The 16,465-nt window shown below is 53.3% G+C and carries 13 protein-coding genes; 10 read left to right on the forward strand and 3 right to left on the reverse strand.

All coding sequences use genetic code 11. From position 1 onward, the window contains the following. The first annotated feature begins 70 nt into the window (after positions 1-70). Positions 71-1,063, forward strand: a complete 993-nt coding sequence (locus AACY09_RS11760) for a YhdH/YhfP family quinone oxidoreductase (protein WP_339488177.1) — start codon at positions 71-73, stop codon at positions 1,061-1,063. Here the strand turns inward: AACY09_RS11760 and qhpR are convergent. Continuing rightward, positions 1,060-2,109, reverse strand: coding sequence for an AraC-like transcriptional regulator QhpR (gene qhpR / locus AACY09_RS11765; protein ID WP_339488178.1), 1,050 nt, complete (start codon positions 2,107-2,109; stop codon positions 1,060-1,062). The two genes, AACY09_RS11760 and qhpR, sit on opposite strands and share 4 nt — an antisense overlap. Positions 2,110-2,342: 233 nt before the next feature. On the opposite strand from qhpR, the gene AACY09_RS11770 reads away from it, so the two are divergent. Both AACY09_RS11770 and AACY09_RS11775 read left to right on the forward strand, forming a co-directional pair. Continuing rightward, on the forward strand, positions 2,343-4,646 hold the full coding sequence (locus tag AACY09_RS11770) for a tetratricopeptide repeat protein (RefSeq protein ID WP_339488179.1): 2,304 nt from the start codon (positions 2,343-2,345) through the stop codon (positions 4,644-4,646). A gap of 122 nt (positions 4,647-4,768) precedes the next feature. Further along, positions 4,769-4,951: a PLDc N-terminal domain-containing protein gene (locus AACY09_RS11775; RefSeq protein WP_339488181.1), complete on the forward strand. Its 183-nt coding sequence runs from the start codon at positions 4,769-4,771 to the stop codon at positions 4,949-4,951. On the opposite strand, the gene AACY09_RS11780 is transcribed toward AACY09_RS11775, so the two are convergent. Then, positions 4,946-5,443, reverse strand: coding sequence for a methylated-DNA--[protein]-cysteine S-methyltransferase (locus AACY09_RS11780; RefSeq protein ID WP_339488183.1), 498 nt, complete (start codon positions 5,441-5,443; stop codon positions 4,946-4,948). The two genes, AACY09_RS11775 and AACY09_RS11780, sit on opposite strands and share 6 nt — an antisense overlap. A 2-nt stretch (positions 5,444-5,445) precedes the next feature. Then, positions 5,446-6,333, reverse strand: a complete 888-nt coding sequence (locus tag AACY09_RS11785) for a DNA-3-methyladenine glycosylase family protein (protein WP_339488186.1) — start codon at positions 6,331-6,333, stop codon at positions 5,446-5,448. A gap of 230 nt (positions 6,334-6,563) precedes the next feature. Here AACY09_RS11785 and speE point away from each other — a divergent pair, with 230 nt between their 5' ends. The 7 genes from speE (at position 6,564) to AACY09_RS11820 (ending at position 16,463) form a co-directional block, all read left to right on the forward strand. Then, a complete protein-coding gene (gene speE / locus AACY09_RS11790) occupies positions 6,564-7,433 on the forward strand; it encodes a polyamine aminopropyltransferase (protein ID WP_339488189.1) in 870 nt (289 codons plus the stop codon). A 358-nt stretch (positions 7,434-7,791) separates the two neighbouring features. Next, positions 7,792-9,864 (forward strand): LTA synthase family protein, encoded by a 2,073-nt coding sequence (locus AACY09_RS11795; RefSeq protein WP_339488191.1) that lies wholly within the window; start codon positions 7,792-7,794, stop codon positions 9,862-9,864. A gap of 294 nt (positions 9,865-10,158) precedes the next feature. Next, positions 10,159-12,519 (forward strand): flavin-containing monooxygenase, encoded by a 2,361-nt coding sequence (locus AACY09_RS11800; protein WP_339488193.1) that lies wholly within the window; start codon positions 10,159-10,161, stop codon positions 12,517-12,519. Then, on the forward strand, positions 12,519-13,283 hold the full coding sequence (locus AACY09_RS11805) for an SDR family oxidoreductase (RefSeq protein ID WP_339488195.1): 765 nt from the start codon (positions 12,519-12,521) through the stop codon (positions 13,281-13,283). The genes AACY09_RS11800 and AACY09_RS11805 overlap by 1 nt, the downstream gene beginning before the upstream one ends. A 346-nt stretch (positions 13,284-13,629) precedes the next feature. Continuing rightward, the gene (locus AACY09_RS11810) at positions 13,630-13,983 is read left to right on the forward strand and encodes a ribonuclease E inhibitor RraB (RefSeq protein ID WP_339488196.1); all 354 of its coding nucleotides are present in this window, start codon (positions 13,630-13,632) and stop codon (positions 13,981-13,983) included. Positions 13,984-14,097: 114 nt separating this feature from the next. Further along, positions 14,098-14,832: a type 1 glutamine amidotransferase gene (locus AACY09_RS11815; RefSeq protein ID WP_339488197.1), complete on the forward strand. Its 735-nt coding sequence runs from the start codon at positions 14,098-14,100 to the stop codon at positions 14,830-14,832. Positions 14,833-15,053: 221 nt separating this feature from the next. Continuing rightward, complete coding sequence (locus AACY09_RS11820) at positions 15,054-16,463, forward strand: circularly permuted type 2 ATP-grasp protein (protein WP_339488198.1); 1,410 nt, start codon at positions 15,054-15,056, stop codon at positions 16,461-16,463. Positions 16,464-16,465 lie beyond the last annotated feature (2 nt).

Below are 16,465 nucleotides of genomic sequence, written 5' to 3' on the forward strand. Positions count from 1 at the left end.
TGTAGTTTTGCTCCACTCAATAGCAGCCGACTGTGAGCTGATAACCTATGGATAGTTTTGGAGATATGCGATGAGTTCATTCAATGCATTGATTGCCCGCGAAAACCCTCAGGGTAAGTTTGAGCAAGTGGTTGTTCAACGCAATATCGATGATTTACCGGCAGGCGACCTGTTGATTCGGGTTAAGTACTCCTCGGTCAATTTCAAGGATGCATTGTCAGCCAGCGGCAGCAAGGCTGTAACTAAACACTTCCCGCACACACCCGGCATTGATGCCGCAGGAGTTGTCGAGCGCTCGACCGTTAGCGGCTTCAAGGATGGCGATGAGGTGATCGTCACCGGTTATGACCTTGGGATGAACACCTCGGGTGGTTTGGCCGAGTACATTCGCATTCCTGCGACGTGGGCAATTAAACGGCCGCAAGGCCTGACTTTGCGCGAAGCCATGGTCTTGGGTACGGCAGGGCTTACCGCTGCGTTGTGTATAGATAAGTTGCAGTCAGCGGGCGTTAATCCGGAATCGGGACCGATTCTGGTCACCGGCGCAACCGGCGGGGTCGGCACTGTGGCGGTATCGCTGCTGACCAAGCTGGGGTATAGCGTTACAGCCTCCACCGGTAAGGCTTGGCAAAGTGATTTTCTGAAGGCACTTGGCGCTGCCGAGGTGGTGTTGCGCAGTGACTTACAGCAAGGCGCTGAGCGACCGATGCTGAAAGAGCAGTGGGGCGGTGCGGTGGATACGGTTGGCGGCGCGATTTTGTGCAACGTGGTCAAGTCGCTGCGTTATGGCGCAAGCGTAGCGGCCTGCGGCCTGACCGCGGGTGTCGACATGGCGGGCACTGTGCTGCCGTTTATTTTGCGCGGGGTTAACTTGTTGGGTGTTGACTCGGTTGAGTTACCGCTTGCAGTAAAAGCAGCCGCCTGGAACAAGTTGGCCACTGATTGGAAGCTCGATACCTTGGACACTTTGGTCACTGAAATTAAGCTTGAAGACGTGCCCGAAGCACTGGCCAAGCTGCTAGAGGGACAGATGGTGGGTCGGGTGATCGTCAACCTGAATTAGAGGTGCTGACGTTTGGATGTTGCCCGAAGGCGCTTGTTCAAGCGTTGATCGGTGTTTTGCTGCTTCCATTGCCGTGGACTCAACCCGGTCCACCTTTGGAAGGCACGCGAGAAAGCACTGAGCTCCGAGTAACCCAGCAGTTCGGCAAGCTGCGTCAGGCTTGTGGATGAGTCGCGCAGATAGCGCGTCGCCAGGGATTGGCGAGTTTGGTCAAGGAGGCTCTGGAACGAGGTGCCTTCCTCCGCCAAGTAGCGCTGCAACGTCCGGGTGCTGAGCATCATATAGTCAGCAATCTGCTCAATTGTGACCCGGCCATTGGGCAAGAAATTACGCAGAAGCTGCTGCACATATTTGGGCAGTTCATTGATCTGCAGTTCATCGAGATTGTTCATGTGCGCCTGGAGCAACTTATGCAGCTCTTCATCTGCAGCGCTCAAGGGTGTATCCAGCAGCTTGGCATCAAATAGCCAGGCGTTGTAGGGACTGTTGAACTGTGGCGTTACATCCCACGCTCGCCGGTAACCGTTAAGGCTCGCGAGGGCGGCATGTTGCAGTAAAACGCCCTGGGGGCGCCAGCGATTGCCAAGTAAGGTTCGCATGAGTTGCGCACCCACTGAAATTGCCAGCTCCGCCGCTTGGGGCAAACCCGCGAGGTGCTGATCTTCGGTGTGATAGCACAGCAGTACATGATTGCCCTGAATTTCAACACGGACCTCGGCGGCGCCCATGTGCAGGTGAAAGTAATTGCCAAGGTCACGTAAGGCGTCACCGACAGTGCGCGCATTACGGATCAAATAAATCAGCGGCCCAAATACGCTGATGCCTTGGTGCAGGCCATAGTGCAACCCAAAGAGCGGATCATTACTTTTTAGCGCGCTGATATTCAGCAAGTTGACGAACTTGCGGTACGAAATCATCGATTCCTGGCTGTTCAACATGTCGTTGGGCAGCGCCGCTTCTGCGAGCATTTCTGCGGGGTTGAGGCCTTTGCTCAGGGCAAACTCGTGATAACCAGACAGGGTCGAGGCGCGTGCAAAGTCGGACATGGAAAGGCCGCTTATGGTTATAGGGTTGGAAAAATAAGTGTCTAAGGGTGACGTCAATAGTCTGATTTGTGTCGTTTAATGTCAAGTTTTCAATGGTTTGTTATCCCCTGAAGTTCGACAGGGAAAATGTCGCTGCTTAACGCTTGCAAACGCAGCCAAGTGGCTATTCAATCGGCGTCAGGACGCATTGATAATTTGATGGGTTAGCCCCAGCACATAATAAGGATTACCTTTTGTTTTACGCTCGTGCTTTGTGGATTGGTTTGCTGCTGGTTGTACTGGGAAATACGCTGGTTCATGCCGACCCGGCTCCGGCGCCAGGCTTTGCGCAACAGGCTGAAGGCTATGCGCCAGAAGGCAGCTGTGATGCCTGCCACACTGAGCAAGTCAAAGACTGGAAAGACTCTGATCATGCATGGGCGATGCGTAAGGCGACGCCGGAATACGTCTTAGGTGACTTTAATAACGCCACCTTTAAAGATGGCGATATTCAGGCGCGCTTTTTTAAGCGCGACAAGCACTACTTCGTCAATATTGAGGGCGAAGATGGCAAACTCAAAGACTTCCAAATTGCCTACACATTCGGCCATGATCCGCTCCAGCAATATTTGGTCGAGCTCGAGCGCGGCCGTTTGCAAAGTCTGACAATCGCCTGGGATACCCGCGCAAAAGAGAAGGGTGGCCAGCGTTGGTTTTCTCTGTATCCGGGGCAAAAATTCACTCCCAATGATGCACTGCACTGGACTGGGCGCTACCAGAACTGGAATGCGATGTGTGCGGATTGCCACTCCAGCAACCTGCAAAAGAACTACGATGATAAAACCGACTCTTTCGCCACCACATGGCATGAGCAGAATGTGGGTTGCCAGAGTTGCCACGGTCCGGGCCAGGCGCATGTGGAGTGGGCCAGTGAAGCCAAACAACAGTCACCCGCAGAACACAGCTACAACTCGGCCGCCGATATCGGTCTACCGGTCGACTTCAAGAAGCTGGGCGGTCATGGCCTGATCGAACAATGTGCGCGCTGCCACAGCCGCCGGCAAAGTCTTGGCGTAGGCCCGCAGCCGGGTGAACCGCTGCTGAATGCAATGTTGCCATCAACATTGCGCCCTGATTTGTATCATGCTGATGGCCAGATCGACGGTGAAGTCTACGTCTACGGTTCCTTTACCCAAAGTAAAATGTATGCCGCAGGCGTGACCTGTACCGACTGCCACAATCCACACAGCAACAAGGTCAAGATTGAAGGCAACGGCCTGTGCTTGCAGTGTCACACTGAAACACCACCAAAGCGCTTCCCAAGTTTGCAAGCGAAAAACTATGACAGTCCTGAGCATCACCATCACCCGGCGGGTTCTGCGGGGGCTCAGTGTGTTAACTGCCACATGCCGACCAAAACTTACATGCAAGTTGATCCGCGGCGCGACCACAGCCTGCGTATTCCAAGACCTGATCTGGATGAAATCACCGACAGCCCCGACGCGTGCACGGCTTGTCATACCGACCAAAAACCGAAGTGGGCTGCTCAGGCGATAGAAGGCTGGTTTGGTGCGCCATCATTGCCAACCCACTCCGGTGAAACCTTCCATAATGTGCGTCAGGGCCATCCTGACTCAATCAACCAATTGGCGAGCATCATTGGTGATTTAGGTAAGACTGAAATTGTTCGTGCAACCGCTGCCGAGCAGTTGGCCAATATGGGGGCGCCTGCGGTCTCGGCGCTTGAACCGGCGCTTAAAGACGAAAGCGCTTGGGTGCGGGCCAGTGCAGCGTCGGGCTTTGTTGGGCTGAGCCCGGTCGAGCGGGTCAAGCGCCTGTTGCCGCTGATGGATGATCCACATTTGGCGGTCAGGGATGAGGCTGTTCGGGCACTGGCGGGGATTCCAACAATCGCATTGCCCAAGGAGCGGCGCGACGACTATCAAGCCGCGCTGCAAGACTATGAAAAGCGCTTACGCTCGAATGCTGATTTACCCGGCAACCGCCTCAATCTCGCTGTGCTAATGGAACGTCAAGGGCGAGTGCTTGAGGCCCTTGAGCAATACCGTGAAGCCTTGAAGCTTGATCCCTACTTCTCACCTGCGCGCGTTAATCTCGTGACCCTGGCTAACAATAATCTGCGTCAGGATGAGGCAATCAGTGCCTTGCGTGCAGGGTTGGAGCTGCCCGATATGCCGGCAGCAGACCACGGTAACCTGGCCTATATGTTTGCCTTGTTACTGGTGGAAGCGGGACAGAAAGAGGAGGCGCTTAAATGGATGAATGTCGCGGCGCAGGCACTGCCAGAAAATCCACGGATCCTGTACAACCTTGGCCTGCTCAATATGCAAATGCAGCACCCAGAGCAAGCCGTAAAGGCCCTTGAAGCAAGCATTGCGCAAAACCCCAATGATCCAGATGTGTTGTATGCATTGCTGTTTTTGAATGCGACATCAGGGAATCGTGAGAAAGCCGCTGAGTACTTCCAGCGCATGCAGCAAGTTGCGCCCAATGATCCGCGCTTGCAGCAATTACAGCAGCAAGGTGGGCCTCGCTAACAGGCTGAAGCAGGTTGGCCCGGTAAGCGAAACCTATGAACTGAGTGTCATCGTTCGATAGCGGGTTTATTTTTAATTGCGGGCTATGCTCAGAGAGTTAACCCAAATCAAGGATAAAGCACATGCTATCTAACATTGTCGCGCTGATCATTTTGGCACTGGATATCTGGGCGATCATCAGTATCGTCAAGAGCAATGCAGAGACAGGCAAGAAAATATTATGGGTGATTCTTGTGCTGTTATTGCCCGTGATAGGTTTGATTATCTGGGCGCTAATGGGCCCTCGCGGCAACGTTAAGCTATAAGGATAAAAGTGCCTGCTCAGGGAATGAGGCACCTTCAAGTGCAAGTAACTGCGCCTTGCGCTGCAAACCACCGGCATAGCCTGTGAGGCTACCATCACGGCCAATAACTCGGTGACAGGGAATGATCACCGAAATTGGGTTTGCTCCATTGGCCGTACCCACAGCGCGCACTGCTTTTGGATTGCCCAACTGCTCGGCAAGGCGACTGTAATAACTGGTTTGGCCATACGGAATGCTTTGCAGGGCGTGCCATACACTTTGCTGAAAGTGTGTTCCTTGCGGCGCCAGGCGCAATTCAAAGCGCTTGCGTCGGCCGGCGAAATACTCATCGAGCTGCTGGCAGACGGCGTCGAGTTCCTTGGCTGCAAGCTTCCAGTCATCACCTACACGCCACGAATGGCGCTCGACATCCATCAATAGCTGTTGCAAACCGCTGGCGTCACCGCTGATAAATAAGCGGCCGATTGGACTCTCGTGGTAACGATAAAACACACTTAAACTCCCGAATAATTTTGCCACAAATGTGCAGCGGCATAGGCGCGCCATGGGCGCCAAGCTTCGGCGTGAGCATGCAATTGTCTGGCACTGATACCTTGCGCTCCCCAGATGGGCGCCTTGAGCAAACCCAAGTCGCTTGCCGGGAACGCATCGGGCTCACCAAAGGCACGCAAGGCGATGTACTCAGCCGTCCAAGGACCAATGCCGGGGAGGGCGCAGAGCTTTTCGACCAGTGCGAGGTAGCCATGTTGCATGCTCAATTGCAAGGCTCCGCTGGCGATTTGTCCGGCAAAATATTGCAGGGTTTGCACGCGTTTTCCAGGCATGCCGATGCCCTCAAGATTCGCACCGGCAATGGCCTGAGGCAGTGGAAATAGACGCTCAATGCCTTCCGGGTTTGTCCCTTGCAAGGGTTCACCCAAACGACTGACCAGACGGCCCGTTACGGTGACTGCAGCTTTAACCGTAACCTGTTGGCCAACAATCGCGCGTACCGCCTGCTCAAAGGGATCGAACGCAGTCGGCAAGCGCAGGCCAGGGTTAAGTTTGACCAACTCAGCAACGTGCGGGTCAGCGCTAAAGTGCTGGGCGATGGCCAGTGGGTCAGTGTCCAGGTCAAACATGCGCCTAACGCGCGGAATCAGCTGATCAAGGCAGCCTATGGCAGAATCACTAACGCTGAGTTTGAGCGCGTTTTGCTCAAGAAGCGGTTCAATCTTGAACCAGCCCGCGTAATCGCCCAGCTGAAAACTGCGTGTGTAGCTATTTTCACCCAGATGCTCAACGCCCAGCAGCTTGCGCAACGCAAAATGTGCATGGAATTGTTGCCAGTGCCACGGCGCGGTGTAAGCCAGTAAAACCGGCGAGTCGTTTGGAATATGCATCGCTGGACAATAACCCTGCGCGGCGGTTTTGTCAGCCTTGGACCTAATACATGTTCGACCTGTCATGGGGTGCGACGTAGAATAGCGGCCTGGATTTATTTGGCCGTCAGTATGGCCGCTGGATGCACGGGGTTGATCCTCTGTTGCGCCACCCGATTTCGACGTTTTTTCTCGACATTCGCCGCAGTTGCGCGTGTCAGACCTGTTCAGAATTTGCCAGGAGTACGCCCATGACTGATTACCAAGAAACCCTTTACCCAGGCTACGGCCAACGCTTTGCCATGGATAAGCTGCTGCACGAAGTACGCACTGAGCATCAGCATTTGGTGATCTTTGAGAACGCTCGTATGGGCCGCGTAATGGCATTGGATGGGGTCATTCAAACCACCGAAGCGGATGAATTTATCTACCATGAAATGCTCACTCATGTGCCGATTCTCGCCCACGGACTGGCCAAGCGCGTATTGATCATTGGCGGTGGTGATGGCGGCATGCTGCGTGAGGTGTGCAAGCACGACACGGTTGAGCACATCACCATGGTTGAAATCGACGGCACTGTGGTGGATATGTGCAAAGAGTTTCTGCCCAATCATTCGGGTGGTGCCTATGAAGATTCGCGCTTGAATTTGGTCATTGATGACGGCATGCGTTTTGTGGCAACCACTGAAGAAAAATTCGATGTCATCATCTCTGACTCAACCGATCCGATTGGTCCGGGCGAGGTGCTGTTCTCGGACAACTTCTATCAAGCCTGCAGACGTTGCCTGAACGATGGCGGTATCTTGGTCACGCAAAACGGAACGCCGTTTATGCAGCTGTCTGAAGTGCAAACGACGGCGGGGCGGATGAATGGCTTGTTTAGCGACTGGCACTTTTACATGGCCGCAGTGCCGACCTATATTGGCGGCAGCATGACATTTGCCTGGGGCAGTACCGATTCGGCATATCGAAAAATTTCGCTGGAGACTTTGTGTGCTCGCTTCACCGGCAGCGGGATTGTCACTCGTTATTACAACCCGGCCATTCACATCGGAGCCTTTGCACTGCCGCAATATGTGTTGCAGGCAATCAATAAACCCAGCAATGATTGTGTTGAGTAAAGGTAAGCTGTTTAAGAAGGGCCTGACAGGCCCTTTTTTGTGCCTTTCAGTTGAGCGCGAAACAAATTGTTCCAGTGTCCGGATTAGAAAAATTAAGCAAACAACATAATTTTCACACTTTAAACCGCGTGCTTGCTTTATTCTGATCCCTGTAAAGGCCGGTATCACTGGCGCTTGGCCTCATACCTCTCAAGGACCTCTTGAGACGGTCAGTGTCTATCTGTGTTGAATTTATTTGCAGCTTATCTGTTGCGAGCATTGTGCTGCGCCAGCTGCGGTGCAACTTGAGATATGTACTGAATTAAAATTGATGTGCTGATTTCAGCAATAAATGATTGCTTAACGGATCTGGAAACCCATGGCTACCAAGGTTAACAAGACTACGACAGCGGCACGGTTTACGCCGACGATCAAAAGCCATTTAGGCTTCACCGCCCTTAGCGCTGTCGCGCTGTTAATTATCTACGCATTACTGCGTGTGGCGTTGCTGATTTATAACCGTGAACTGATCGGCGATGCGCCGGTATCAAATTTCATCGAAGCCTTTTACAACGGTTTCCGTTTCGATTTGCGCCTGGTGGTGTACGCCTGCGCCCCGTTGTTGTTGTCGCTGCTCAGCGTCAAAGCGATGACTGCCCGGGGTTTCCACCGCGCCTGGCTGACCTTCTTCGCCAGCGTCACATTGTTCCTGGCCATTACCGAGCTGGATTTCTACCGGGAATTTCACCAACGCCTGAACAGCCTGGTTTTCCAGTACTTCCAGGAAGACACAAAAACCGTCATGAGCATGATCTGGAACGGTTTTCCGGTGGCGCGTTATTTGATCGCTTGGGCCATTGCGACCTGGTTATTGGCCAAGCTGTTTAAAGCACTGGATCTACTGAGCCGGCCGCGAGCAACAGCAAGCAGCACTGCAAAAGCGCCAGCTTGGTATCTGCGCGGTTCGGTATTCGTGGTCTGCTTGTTGGTTGCGGTAATCGCTGCCCGCGGTCATTTACGTCAAGGCCCGCCATTGCGGTGGGGCGATGCTTACACCACGGACTCAATGTTCGCTAACCAACTCGGCCTTAACGGCACACTGACCTTGACCTCGGCCGCTATGGCGAGCTTCTCATCGCACCGCGACAACGCATGGAAATCAACCATGCCAGACGAAGAAGCCCTGGCTGCAGTGCGCAAAATGCTGCTGACGCCGCACGATAAACTAGTGGATGCCGATACCGCTGCAATCCGTCGTGACTTTACCCCACCCGCCGAAAACACCTTGCCGGTGAAAAACGTGGTGGTGATTCTGATGGAGAGTTTTGCCGGTCACTTTGTCGGTGCACTTGGCGCACCTGGCAACATCACACCCAACTTTGATAAGTTGGCCAAAGAGGGCGTGCTCTTCGACCGCTTCTTCTCCAACGGTACCCATACTCATCAGGGTATGTTTGCGACCATGGCCTGTTTCCCGAATTTGCCAAGTTTTGAATACCTGATGCGCACGCCAGAAGGCGCGCACCAATTCTCAGGTTTGCCACAGCTGCTGAGTGCCCGTGGCTACAATGATCTGTACGTCTACAACGGTAACTTTCAGTGGGACAACCAATCGGGATTCTTCAGCAATCAAGGCATGACCAACTTCATTGGTCGTGAAGATTTTGTTGACCCTGTGTACATGGACCCGACGTGGGGGGTGTCTGACCAGGATATGTTCGACCGTGGCGCAGAAGAGCTGGATAAGAACTTTGCCGGTAAAGACAAGCCCTTCTATGCGTTGCTGCAAACCCTGTCTAATCACACGCCTTATGCGCTGCCTGAAAACCTGCCGGTTGAGCCCGTCACGGGGCACGGTTCGACCGATCTGCACCTGACCGCGATGCGCTATTCAGACTGGGCATTGGGTCAGTATTTCGAAAAAGCAAAGAAGTCCAAATACTATAAAGACACCTTGTTTGTGATAGTCGGTGACCATGGCTTTGGCAGTGACGAACAGCTGACTGAAATGGATCTGTTCCGTTTTAACGTGCCGCTGCTCTTGATTGCCCCGGGCATTCAAGAGAAGTTCGGCAAGGTTAATCATCACGTCGGTACTCAGATTGATATCGTGCCAACCATCATGGGCCGCCTCGGTGGTGATGTGCGTCACCAGTGCTGGGGACGTGATCTGCTTAACCTGCCAGAGGGTGCTGAGGGCATCGGTGTGATCAAACCATCGGGCGGTGAGCAAACGGTTGCGATCGTTACCCCGGAGCGTATTCTGATCCAGCCAAAAGGTTTTGAACCTCGGCTCTACGATTACCAGCTAGGTGCTAACCCGAGTGCGACTCGCTTGCACACTGATATCGATCCGATGCTGCAAAAAGATCTTGAAGCCTTTATCCAAACCGCAACAAAAAGCCTGCTTGATAACAGTGCCGGGGTGAAGGATAGCCTCAACCAGAAATGAGTTGCGCTGGCTAATCGCGCTTAACAAAAAACGCACGAGTCAGTGCGTTTTTTTATGCCTGTTGAACGGTGACTCTGCAGCGCTTTGATACCCGGCTGTAAGAATAGTTGTGCCGGTTTTTGCCCTGCGGTTGCGGCATATCAGTCATTTTAGAGGACGATATTCCAGTATGCATCCCATCAACCAATCGGGTATGTCATAACGCACGGAGGGAATTGAAAAACAGCACTGCGCTGGTCATGTCAGCACATTGGGCCTATAAAAATGGATAAAAAAGCCGAAGAATGCACGAAGGTGCGCGTACTAATCATTGGTAGTGGCTTCGCCGGGCTGGGACTTGCAATACAGCTGCAAAAGGCAGGCATTGATGACGTTTTAATCTTGGAAAAGGCCGGGGAGATCGGCGGGACGTGGCGTGATAATGCCTATCCGGGAGCGGCCTGTGATGTGCCGTCGCATCTCTATTCTTTCTCGTTTGAGCCCAAATTGGACTGGAGTCGCAAGTTCGCGCCTCAGGCAGAAATTCAAGGCTACATAAAGCACTGTGCTGACAAATACCAGCTGCAACGACACATTCGTTTTAACAGCGAAGTAGCGAGCGCTGTTTACGATGCCGAGCAGCCAAGCTGGCTAGTTACATTGCGCACTGGTGAACAATTTGTTGCGCAGATATTGGTCAGTGCCTGCGGCCAGTTAAATCAACCTGCCTATCCTTCAATCCCCGGGCGTGACGACTTTGCAGGTCAGGCTTTCCACTCGGCACGTTGGCGCCATGATATCGACCTGACAGGTAAGCGCGTAGCGGTTATCGGAACGGGTGCATCGGCTATTCAGTTTGTGCCGAAGATTCAGCCTGATGTCGCTCACCTGACCTTATTCCAGCGCTCGGCGGCCTATGTCATTAGCAAGCCTGACCGTGCCTACCGGCCATGGGAATTGGCTGTAATGCAGCGTTTCAGCTGGCTGCAAAAAATTGATCGTTGCCTTAAATATATTCAGCATGAGTCGCGGGCGCTGGCGTTTGTATCCTTTCCCGTGCTGCTTAAAGGCATGCGCTTCAGCTTTAAGCGAACCTTGGCGCGTGGCATTGCCGACACGCGACTGCGTGAGCAGTTAATGCCTGATTACCCGATGGGTTGTAAGCGCATTTTGATCAGTAATGATTTTTACCCGGCGCTGAGCCAGGCAAATGTCACTGTGGTCAGTCAGGGCATCAAGGCGATTAGTCACGATGCGGTTATCACTGATGACGGCGTTGCCCATCCCTGTGATGTCTTGATTTACGGCACGGGTTTCACCGCCACTGACTTCTTGTCACCCATGAAAATTACCGGACTGGATGGTGTCGATCTCAATCAGGCCTGGCGCGAAGGGGCAGAGGCTTATAAAGGCATCAGTGTCAGTGGTTTCCCCAATCTGTTCTTGTTGTATGGACCCAATACAAATTTGGGCCATAACTCAATTATTTACATGCTTGAGAGCCAGTTTCGCTATGTGCTTGGTTGCCTAGAGGCGATGCAGCGTCATGGTTTGACTGCACTGGATGTAAAGCCGCTGGTTCAGCGCCAATTCAACAGCAAAGTGCAGCGGGCGATTCACCGTACGGTGTGGGATCAGGGCTGCACCAGTTGGTATCAAACGGCCTCGGGTAAGAACACTAATAACTGGCCGGACTACACCTTCAACTATCGACGGATGACCCGTACCCCAGCATTACAGGATTACCAGTTCACGCCCTCGCGTTTCACGCCGCCAGCTGATGCGCAACCCGCTGTGCGCGCAACATTACGTGGGCTGCTACGCCTAGTTTTTCGCGGTTTAGTTCGGCCACCAATGCCAATTGCGCTGCAACGCGGGCTGGTCACTGCGCTGACGGTGCCCCATCTGGTTGAAACCCTTGGCACTCGCAGTAAAAGCATGTTGGCAGGCCGTTCATGTGAGTGGTACCGGCCCAACCAGCAAAGTGATTGCATCATGCTCTATTTGCACGGGGGGGCTTATCTGGTTGGCGGCGCGCATACCCACCGCGCTATTTGCAAAACCTTGATGAGCAGGGCACAGATCCAGGTCTGTGCGCTTGATTATCGTTTGGCCCCGGAGTCAGTATTTCCGGCTGCGCGGGACGACGCAGTGGCAGCGTATCGCGCCTTGTTAGAGCAGGGGTTCGATGCGCAACAGATCATCATCGCCGGCGACTCGGCGGGCGGTAATCTGGCCTTGGCCACAGCCTTGCATCTGCGCCAGCTGGGCTTGGCACTGCCGAAAGCACTGGTGTGCCTATCGCCGCTTACCGATTTTAGTCTTGAGCAATTGCATGCGCCTGAAACGGGTGACCCTATGCTCTGTAAAGCTTGGTTGGAGCAGTCCAGAAAACTGTATTTGCCTGCTGCTCTATCCGCGCAGGATCCAGAGGCGTCGCCGGTATTCGCCAATCTGGTTGGGCTGCCGCCATTGCTGATTCAGGTCGCAGAGCAAGAAATACTGCTCAATGACAGCTTAAGACTTGAGCAACAGGCGAAGGCGGCCGGGGTTGATGTGCGCCTGGAACTCTACCCCGGTGTCTGGCACGTGTTTCAAGCCCATGCCGGTTTACTTGAATCTTCTGACTATGCCCTTGCGCGTATTGTCAGCTTCCTACGCGAGCAGGGAATCTAATGAACAACACGATTTTAATCACCGGCGCTGCGTCGGGTATCGGCGCCGCAACGGCGCGTTTGTTTTATGCGCGAGGCTGGCAGGTTGGCCTGTTGGATATCAATAGCGAGGCGTTAGCCAGCCTGTCAGCTGAATTAGGCGGCTGCTGGCATCGCCAGCTTGATGTGACCGACATTGATCAGGTTAAAGGGGCCTTGGCTGAGTTCTGCGCGCGGCATAACGGCCAGTTGCGTTTGTTGTTTAATTGCGCGGGTATTTTACGCTTTGGTTATTTCGAGGACATTGAGCAGGTCGAACATCTGCGCATCATGCAGATAAATGTAATGGGTGTTTGCAACATGACCCACGCCGCGTTTGGCTACCTGAAGGCCACGCACAACGCGCAGGTTATCAATATGGGTTCGGCATCCGGGCTGTATGGGGTGCCGGAAATGGCCACTTATTCGGCGTCAAAGTTTGCCATTCGGGGCTTCACTGAGGCCTTGGATCTAGAATGGGCGCGCCATGGCATCAGGGTTGCGGATTTGATGCCACCGTTCGTGAATACTCCCATGGTGAGCAGTCAGCACCATGCACCGGCAACCTTGTCACGCTTGGGCGTCAACCTGGAAGCCGTGGAAATCGCCAAGGCGGTGTGGCAGCAGGTTGATAGCACGGCTGTGCACCGCCCGGTTAGCCTGCAATTCAAGCTGATGTACTGGGCGGGGCAAATTTCACCGGCATGGATGTCGCGCCTGACAATGCGCTGGCTGAGCCGTAAATAAGGGCCTCAAGCACTGCCTGAGTGCGCACCACAGGCGCCTCAGGCAGAACGGGTTTTGTCATCAGCTAAAAGCAAAGCATGCATAATTTTTTCTACAGCGCTATTCTGCAATAGACGCCTGCGGGTAAACCACTTTGAGCTGCGTGTAACAAAGGAGGGATAACGCGCTCTATAAAGCAGCGTCTTCAGGTTCTGGATTCATTCCAAACCTACGACTCATCAGTCAGGACCTAGTTTGCACTTTGTTGATACTCGGGCGACACGCTTTTTGGTGTCGCGACACCGCTGATGTTCAAGCGGTTGCAATGGAAGAGCAGCATCCAACCATCGCCTGAGGAGATCGTATCATGAGCATAGTCATGCAAGATGATGTCAGCAGCAACGTCCTAAAGCGCATGAAAGAAGGTGGTTTTGATTTCGCGCGCTTCCATCCCATCGAGTTTTACGCCATTTTTCCCGACGAGGAACGGGCTCGCATGGCGGCCACAAATTTTCGTGGTGAATCACTCAACGCGCAGGTTACACCGCGCGAAGATGGTGTCTGGCATTTACAGGTCAGCAAAGTAATGTTCGCGACCTATTATGGCATCGGTGATTTTGAGCAGGATCTGGGTTCGGTAGTCCACCCATTGGGTGGCAAGCTTGAAGGCTGGGGAGTCACCCAAGAGCGCAAGGATTTGTTGCCGGTCGGCAGCTACTGAGGAAGTAATGCACGCTGGCCGGTAATGCTCGGCCAGCGTTTAGATTGATGTTTTTTTGCAATACCTATCGACCTCCAATAAGCGAGTACGCGAGACTGACGCAAAGGAGGGCGTATGACAGACATTCTGATAATTACCCATATCGACTATTGCACACCGGGCCACCTGGCCACGGTGCTTGATGACGCACAGCTCGCATTTACCGAGTTGCGTGCTGACCTCAACCAGCTCGAGGGCTACGACCTGGACCGGCCCAAAGCCGTGGCGATTATGGGCGGCCCCATGAGTGTTAACGATCCACTGCCATGGCTGCAGACCGAGATCAAGGCGCTACAACACTTCATCAAACGTGACATTCCACTGCTTGGACACTGCCTGGGAGGCCAATTACTGGCCAAGGCATTAGGTGCCCCCGTTAGCCAAATGGGCTACACCGAAAGTGGTTGGCAAGGGATGAATAAAGTCGAAGGCGCTGAACAAAGTCCTTGGTTGGCACACTTGCCTGAAAGTTTTGAAATTTTCCAGTGGCACGGCGATACCTTCGCCATGCCTGAAGGGGCTCAGCCCCTGTTGAGTAATCAATGGTGCCCGAATCAGGCATTTGCGATGGGCGATAAAATTCTTGCCTTGCAGGGCCATCCGGAAATGACGGCTGAATTGGTCAGTCAGTGGCTACATGATTGGTCGCATTTGCTCGATGCCAGCCAGCCAAGTCAGCAGTCTGTTGAGTTCATGCTGGATAAGCTTGATGACAGGGTTTCGGCCTTGAACAAAGTGGCAGAAGGCTTCTATCGACACTGGTTGAGCCAAGCTACAAAATTTAGTGAAAACCCGGGCGTTTTGAATTAAATCGACCTGCGTTGTCTATATTTAAAGCAATGCAGGGGAGGTTAAGACACAGCTTCACAATGCTTCGCCTTGGCGCAGGACCAGCCGAGGAACAGGATGTGTTGCACTGTTTAGGTGCTTGATATTTTAGAATTATCACTAAGTATTTGATTTTAAATAAAAATATCAGATGGCTCGGGCTTTGCAACGCAATGGAATATGCGGGTGAAAAGGAGTTTGGTATGGCCCACACCTTTTATGATGAGATGTACTTTGAGAATGGCGAGTGCCGTTCTCATTACCGGGAATTCACCCGGTGGCTGGCAGATACGCCCAGTGATGTGTTGGCGCAACGCCGACGCGAAGCGGATTTGCTGTTTCACCGTGCAGGCATAACCTTCACGCTCTATGGTGATGATCAAGGCACTGAGCGATTAATTCCATTCGACATAATCCCTCGCAGTATTCCGGCCAGCGAATGGCGGATCGTTGAACGTGGATGCATCCAACGGGTGCAAGCACTGAATATGTTTCTTGCCGATATCTATCACGATCAGCGCATCCTGAAAGCGGGTATTGTGCCGCCTGAACAGGTGCTGGCCAATGAAGGCTATCAGTTGGCGATGCAGGGGCTGGATCTGCACCGCAATATCTATTCGCACATCTCTGGCGTTGACCTAGTGCGCGACGGTGATGGCAGCTATTACGTGCTTGAGGACAATCTGCGCACGCCTAGCGGTGTCAGCTATATGCTCGAAGACCGCAAAATGATGATGCGCCTGTTTCCTGAGTTATTCGCAGCGCAGCGGGTTGCCCCCATTAATCACTACCCGAATATGTTGCTCGATACCCTGAAGTCTTCGAGCCCGATGGAAAACCCAACGGTAGTGGTGCTCACGCCCGGACGCTTCAACAGCGCCTATTTTGAACATGCATTCCTGGCCCGTGAGATGGGTATTGAGTTGGTTGAGGGCGCTGATTTATTTGTCCGCGATGACAAGGTTTACATGCGCACCACCGCTGGCGCAAAGCCGGTGGACGTGATTTACCGCCGCCTTGATGACGCTTTCCTTGATCCTCTGGCTTTTAACCCTGATTCAATGCTGGGAGTGCCGGGGCTATTAGCAAGTTATCGCTCAGGCAATGTCGTGCTGGCCAATGCCATTGGCACTGGCGTCGCCGACGATAAATCGATTTATCCTTATGTCGATGAAATGATCCGCTTCTATTTGGCAGAAGAGCCGATTCTGAAGAATGTGCCAACGTGGCAGTGCCGCAAGCCTAAGGACTTGTCTCATGTGTTGGCCAATTTGCCTGATTTGGTGGTTAAGGAAACCCAGGGATCTGGCGGTTATGGAATGTTGGTTGGCCCAGCTTCAACCAAGGCGCAGATCGAGGAGTTCCGCGCACGTTTGATTGCGCGTCCTGAGGCGTACATCGCCCAGCCGACCCTGTCGCTGTCAACCTGCCCAACCTTTGTCGAGAGCGGCATTGCGCCGCGTCATATCGACTTGCGTCCGTTTGTATTGTCGGGTCGGGAAACACGTCTGGTGCCAGGCGGGTTGACCCGTGTAGCCCTGCGTGAAGGTTCACTGGTGGTGAACTCCTCACAAGGCGGCGGAACCAAAGACACATGGATAGTGGGGGACTAATT

The organism is Pseudomonas sp. EL_65y_Pfl2_R95 (genome assembly GCF_963971045.1).
Lineage (GTDB): Bacteria > Pseudomonadota > Gammaproteobacteria > Pseudomonadales > Pseudomonadaceae > Aquipseudomonas.

Bases quoted from the DNA above. Each gene is read 5' to 3' on its own strand.
- AACY09_RS11760 (WP_339488177.1), top strand. From the start codon at position 71: ATGAGTTCATTCAATGCATTGATTGCCCGCGAAAACCCTCAGGGTAAG.
- qhpR (WP_339488178.1), bottom strand. From the start codon at position 2,109: ATGTCCGACTTTGCACGCGCCTCGACCCTGTCTGGTTATCACGAGTTT.
- AACY09_RS11775 (WP_339488181.1), top strand. From the start codon at position 4,769: ATGCTATCTAACATTGTCGCGCTGATCATTTTGGCACTGGATATCTGG.
- AACY09_RS11785 (WP_339488186.1), bottom strand. From the start codon at position 6,333: ATGCATATTCCAAACGACTCGCCGGTTTTACTGGCTTACACCGCGCCG.
- speE (WP_339488189.1), top strand. From the start codon at position 6,564: ATGACTGATTACCAAGAAACCCTTTACCCAGGCTACGGCCAACGCTTT.
- AACY09_RS11795 (WP_339488191.1), top strand. From the start codon at position 7,792: ATGGCTACCAAGGTTAACAAGACTACGACAGCGGCACGGTTTACGCCG.
- AACY09_RS11805 (WP_339488195.1), top strand. From the start codon at position 12,519: ATGAACAACACGATTTTAATCACCGGCGCTGCGTCGGGTATCGGCGCC.
- AACY09_RS11810 (WP_339488196.1), top strand. From the start codon at position 13,630: ATGAGCATAGTCATGCAAGATGATGTCAGCAGCAACGTCCTAAAGCGC.
- AACY09_RS11815 (WP_339488197.1), top strand. From the start codon at position 14,098: ATGACAGACATTCTGATAATTACCCATATCGACTATTGCACACCGGGC.
- AACY09_RS11820 (WP_339488198.1), top strand. From the start codon at position 15,054: ATGGCCCACACCTTTTATGATGAGATGTACTTTGAGAATGGCGAGTGC.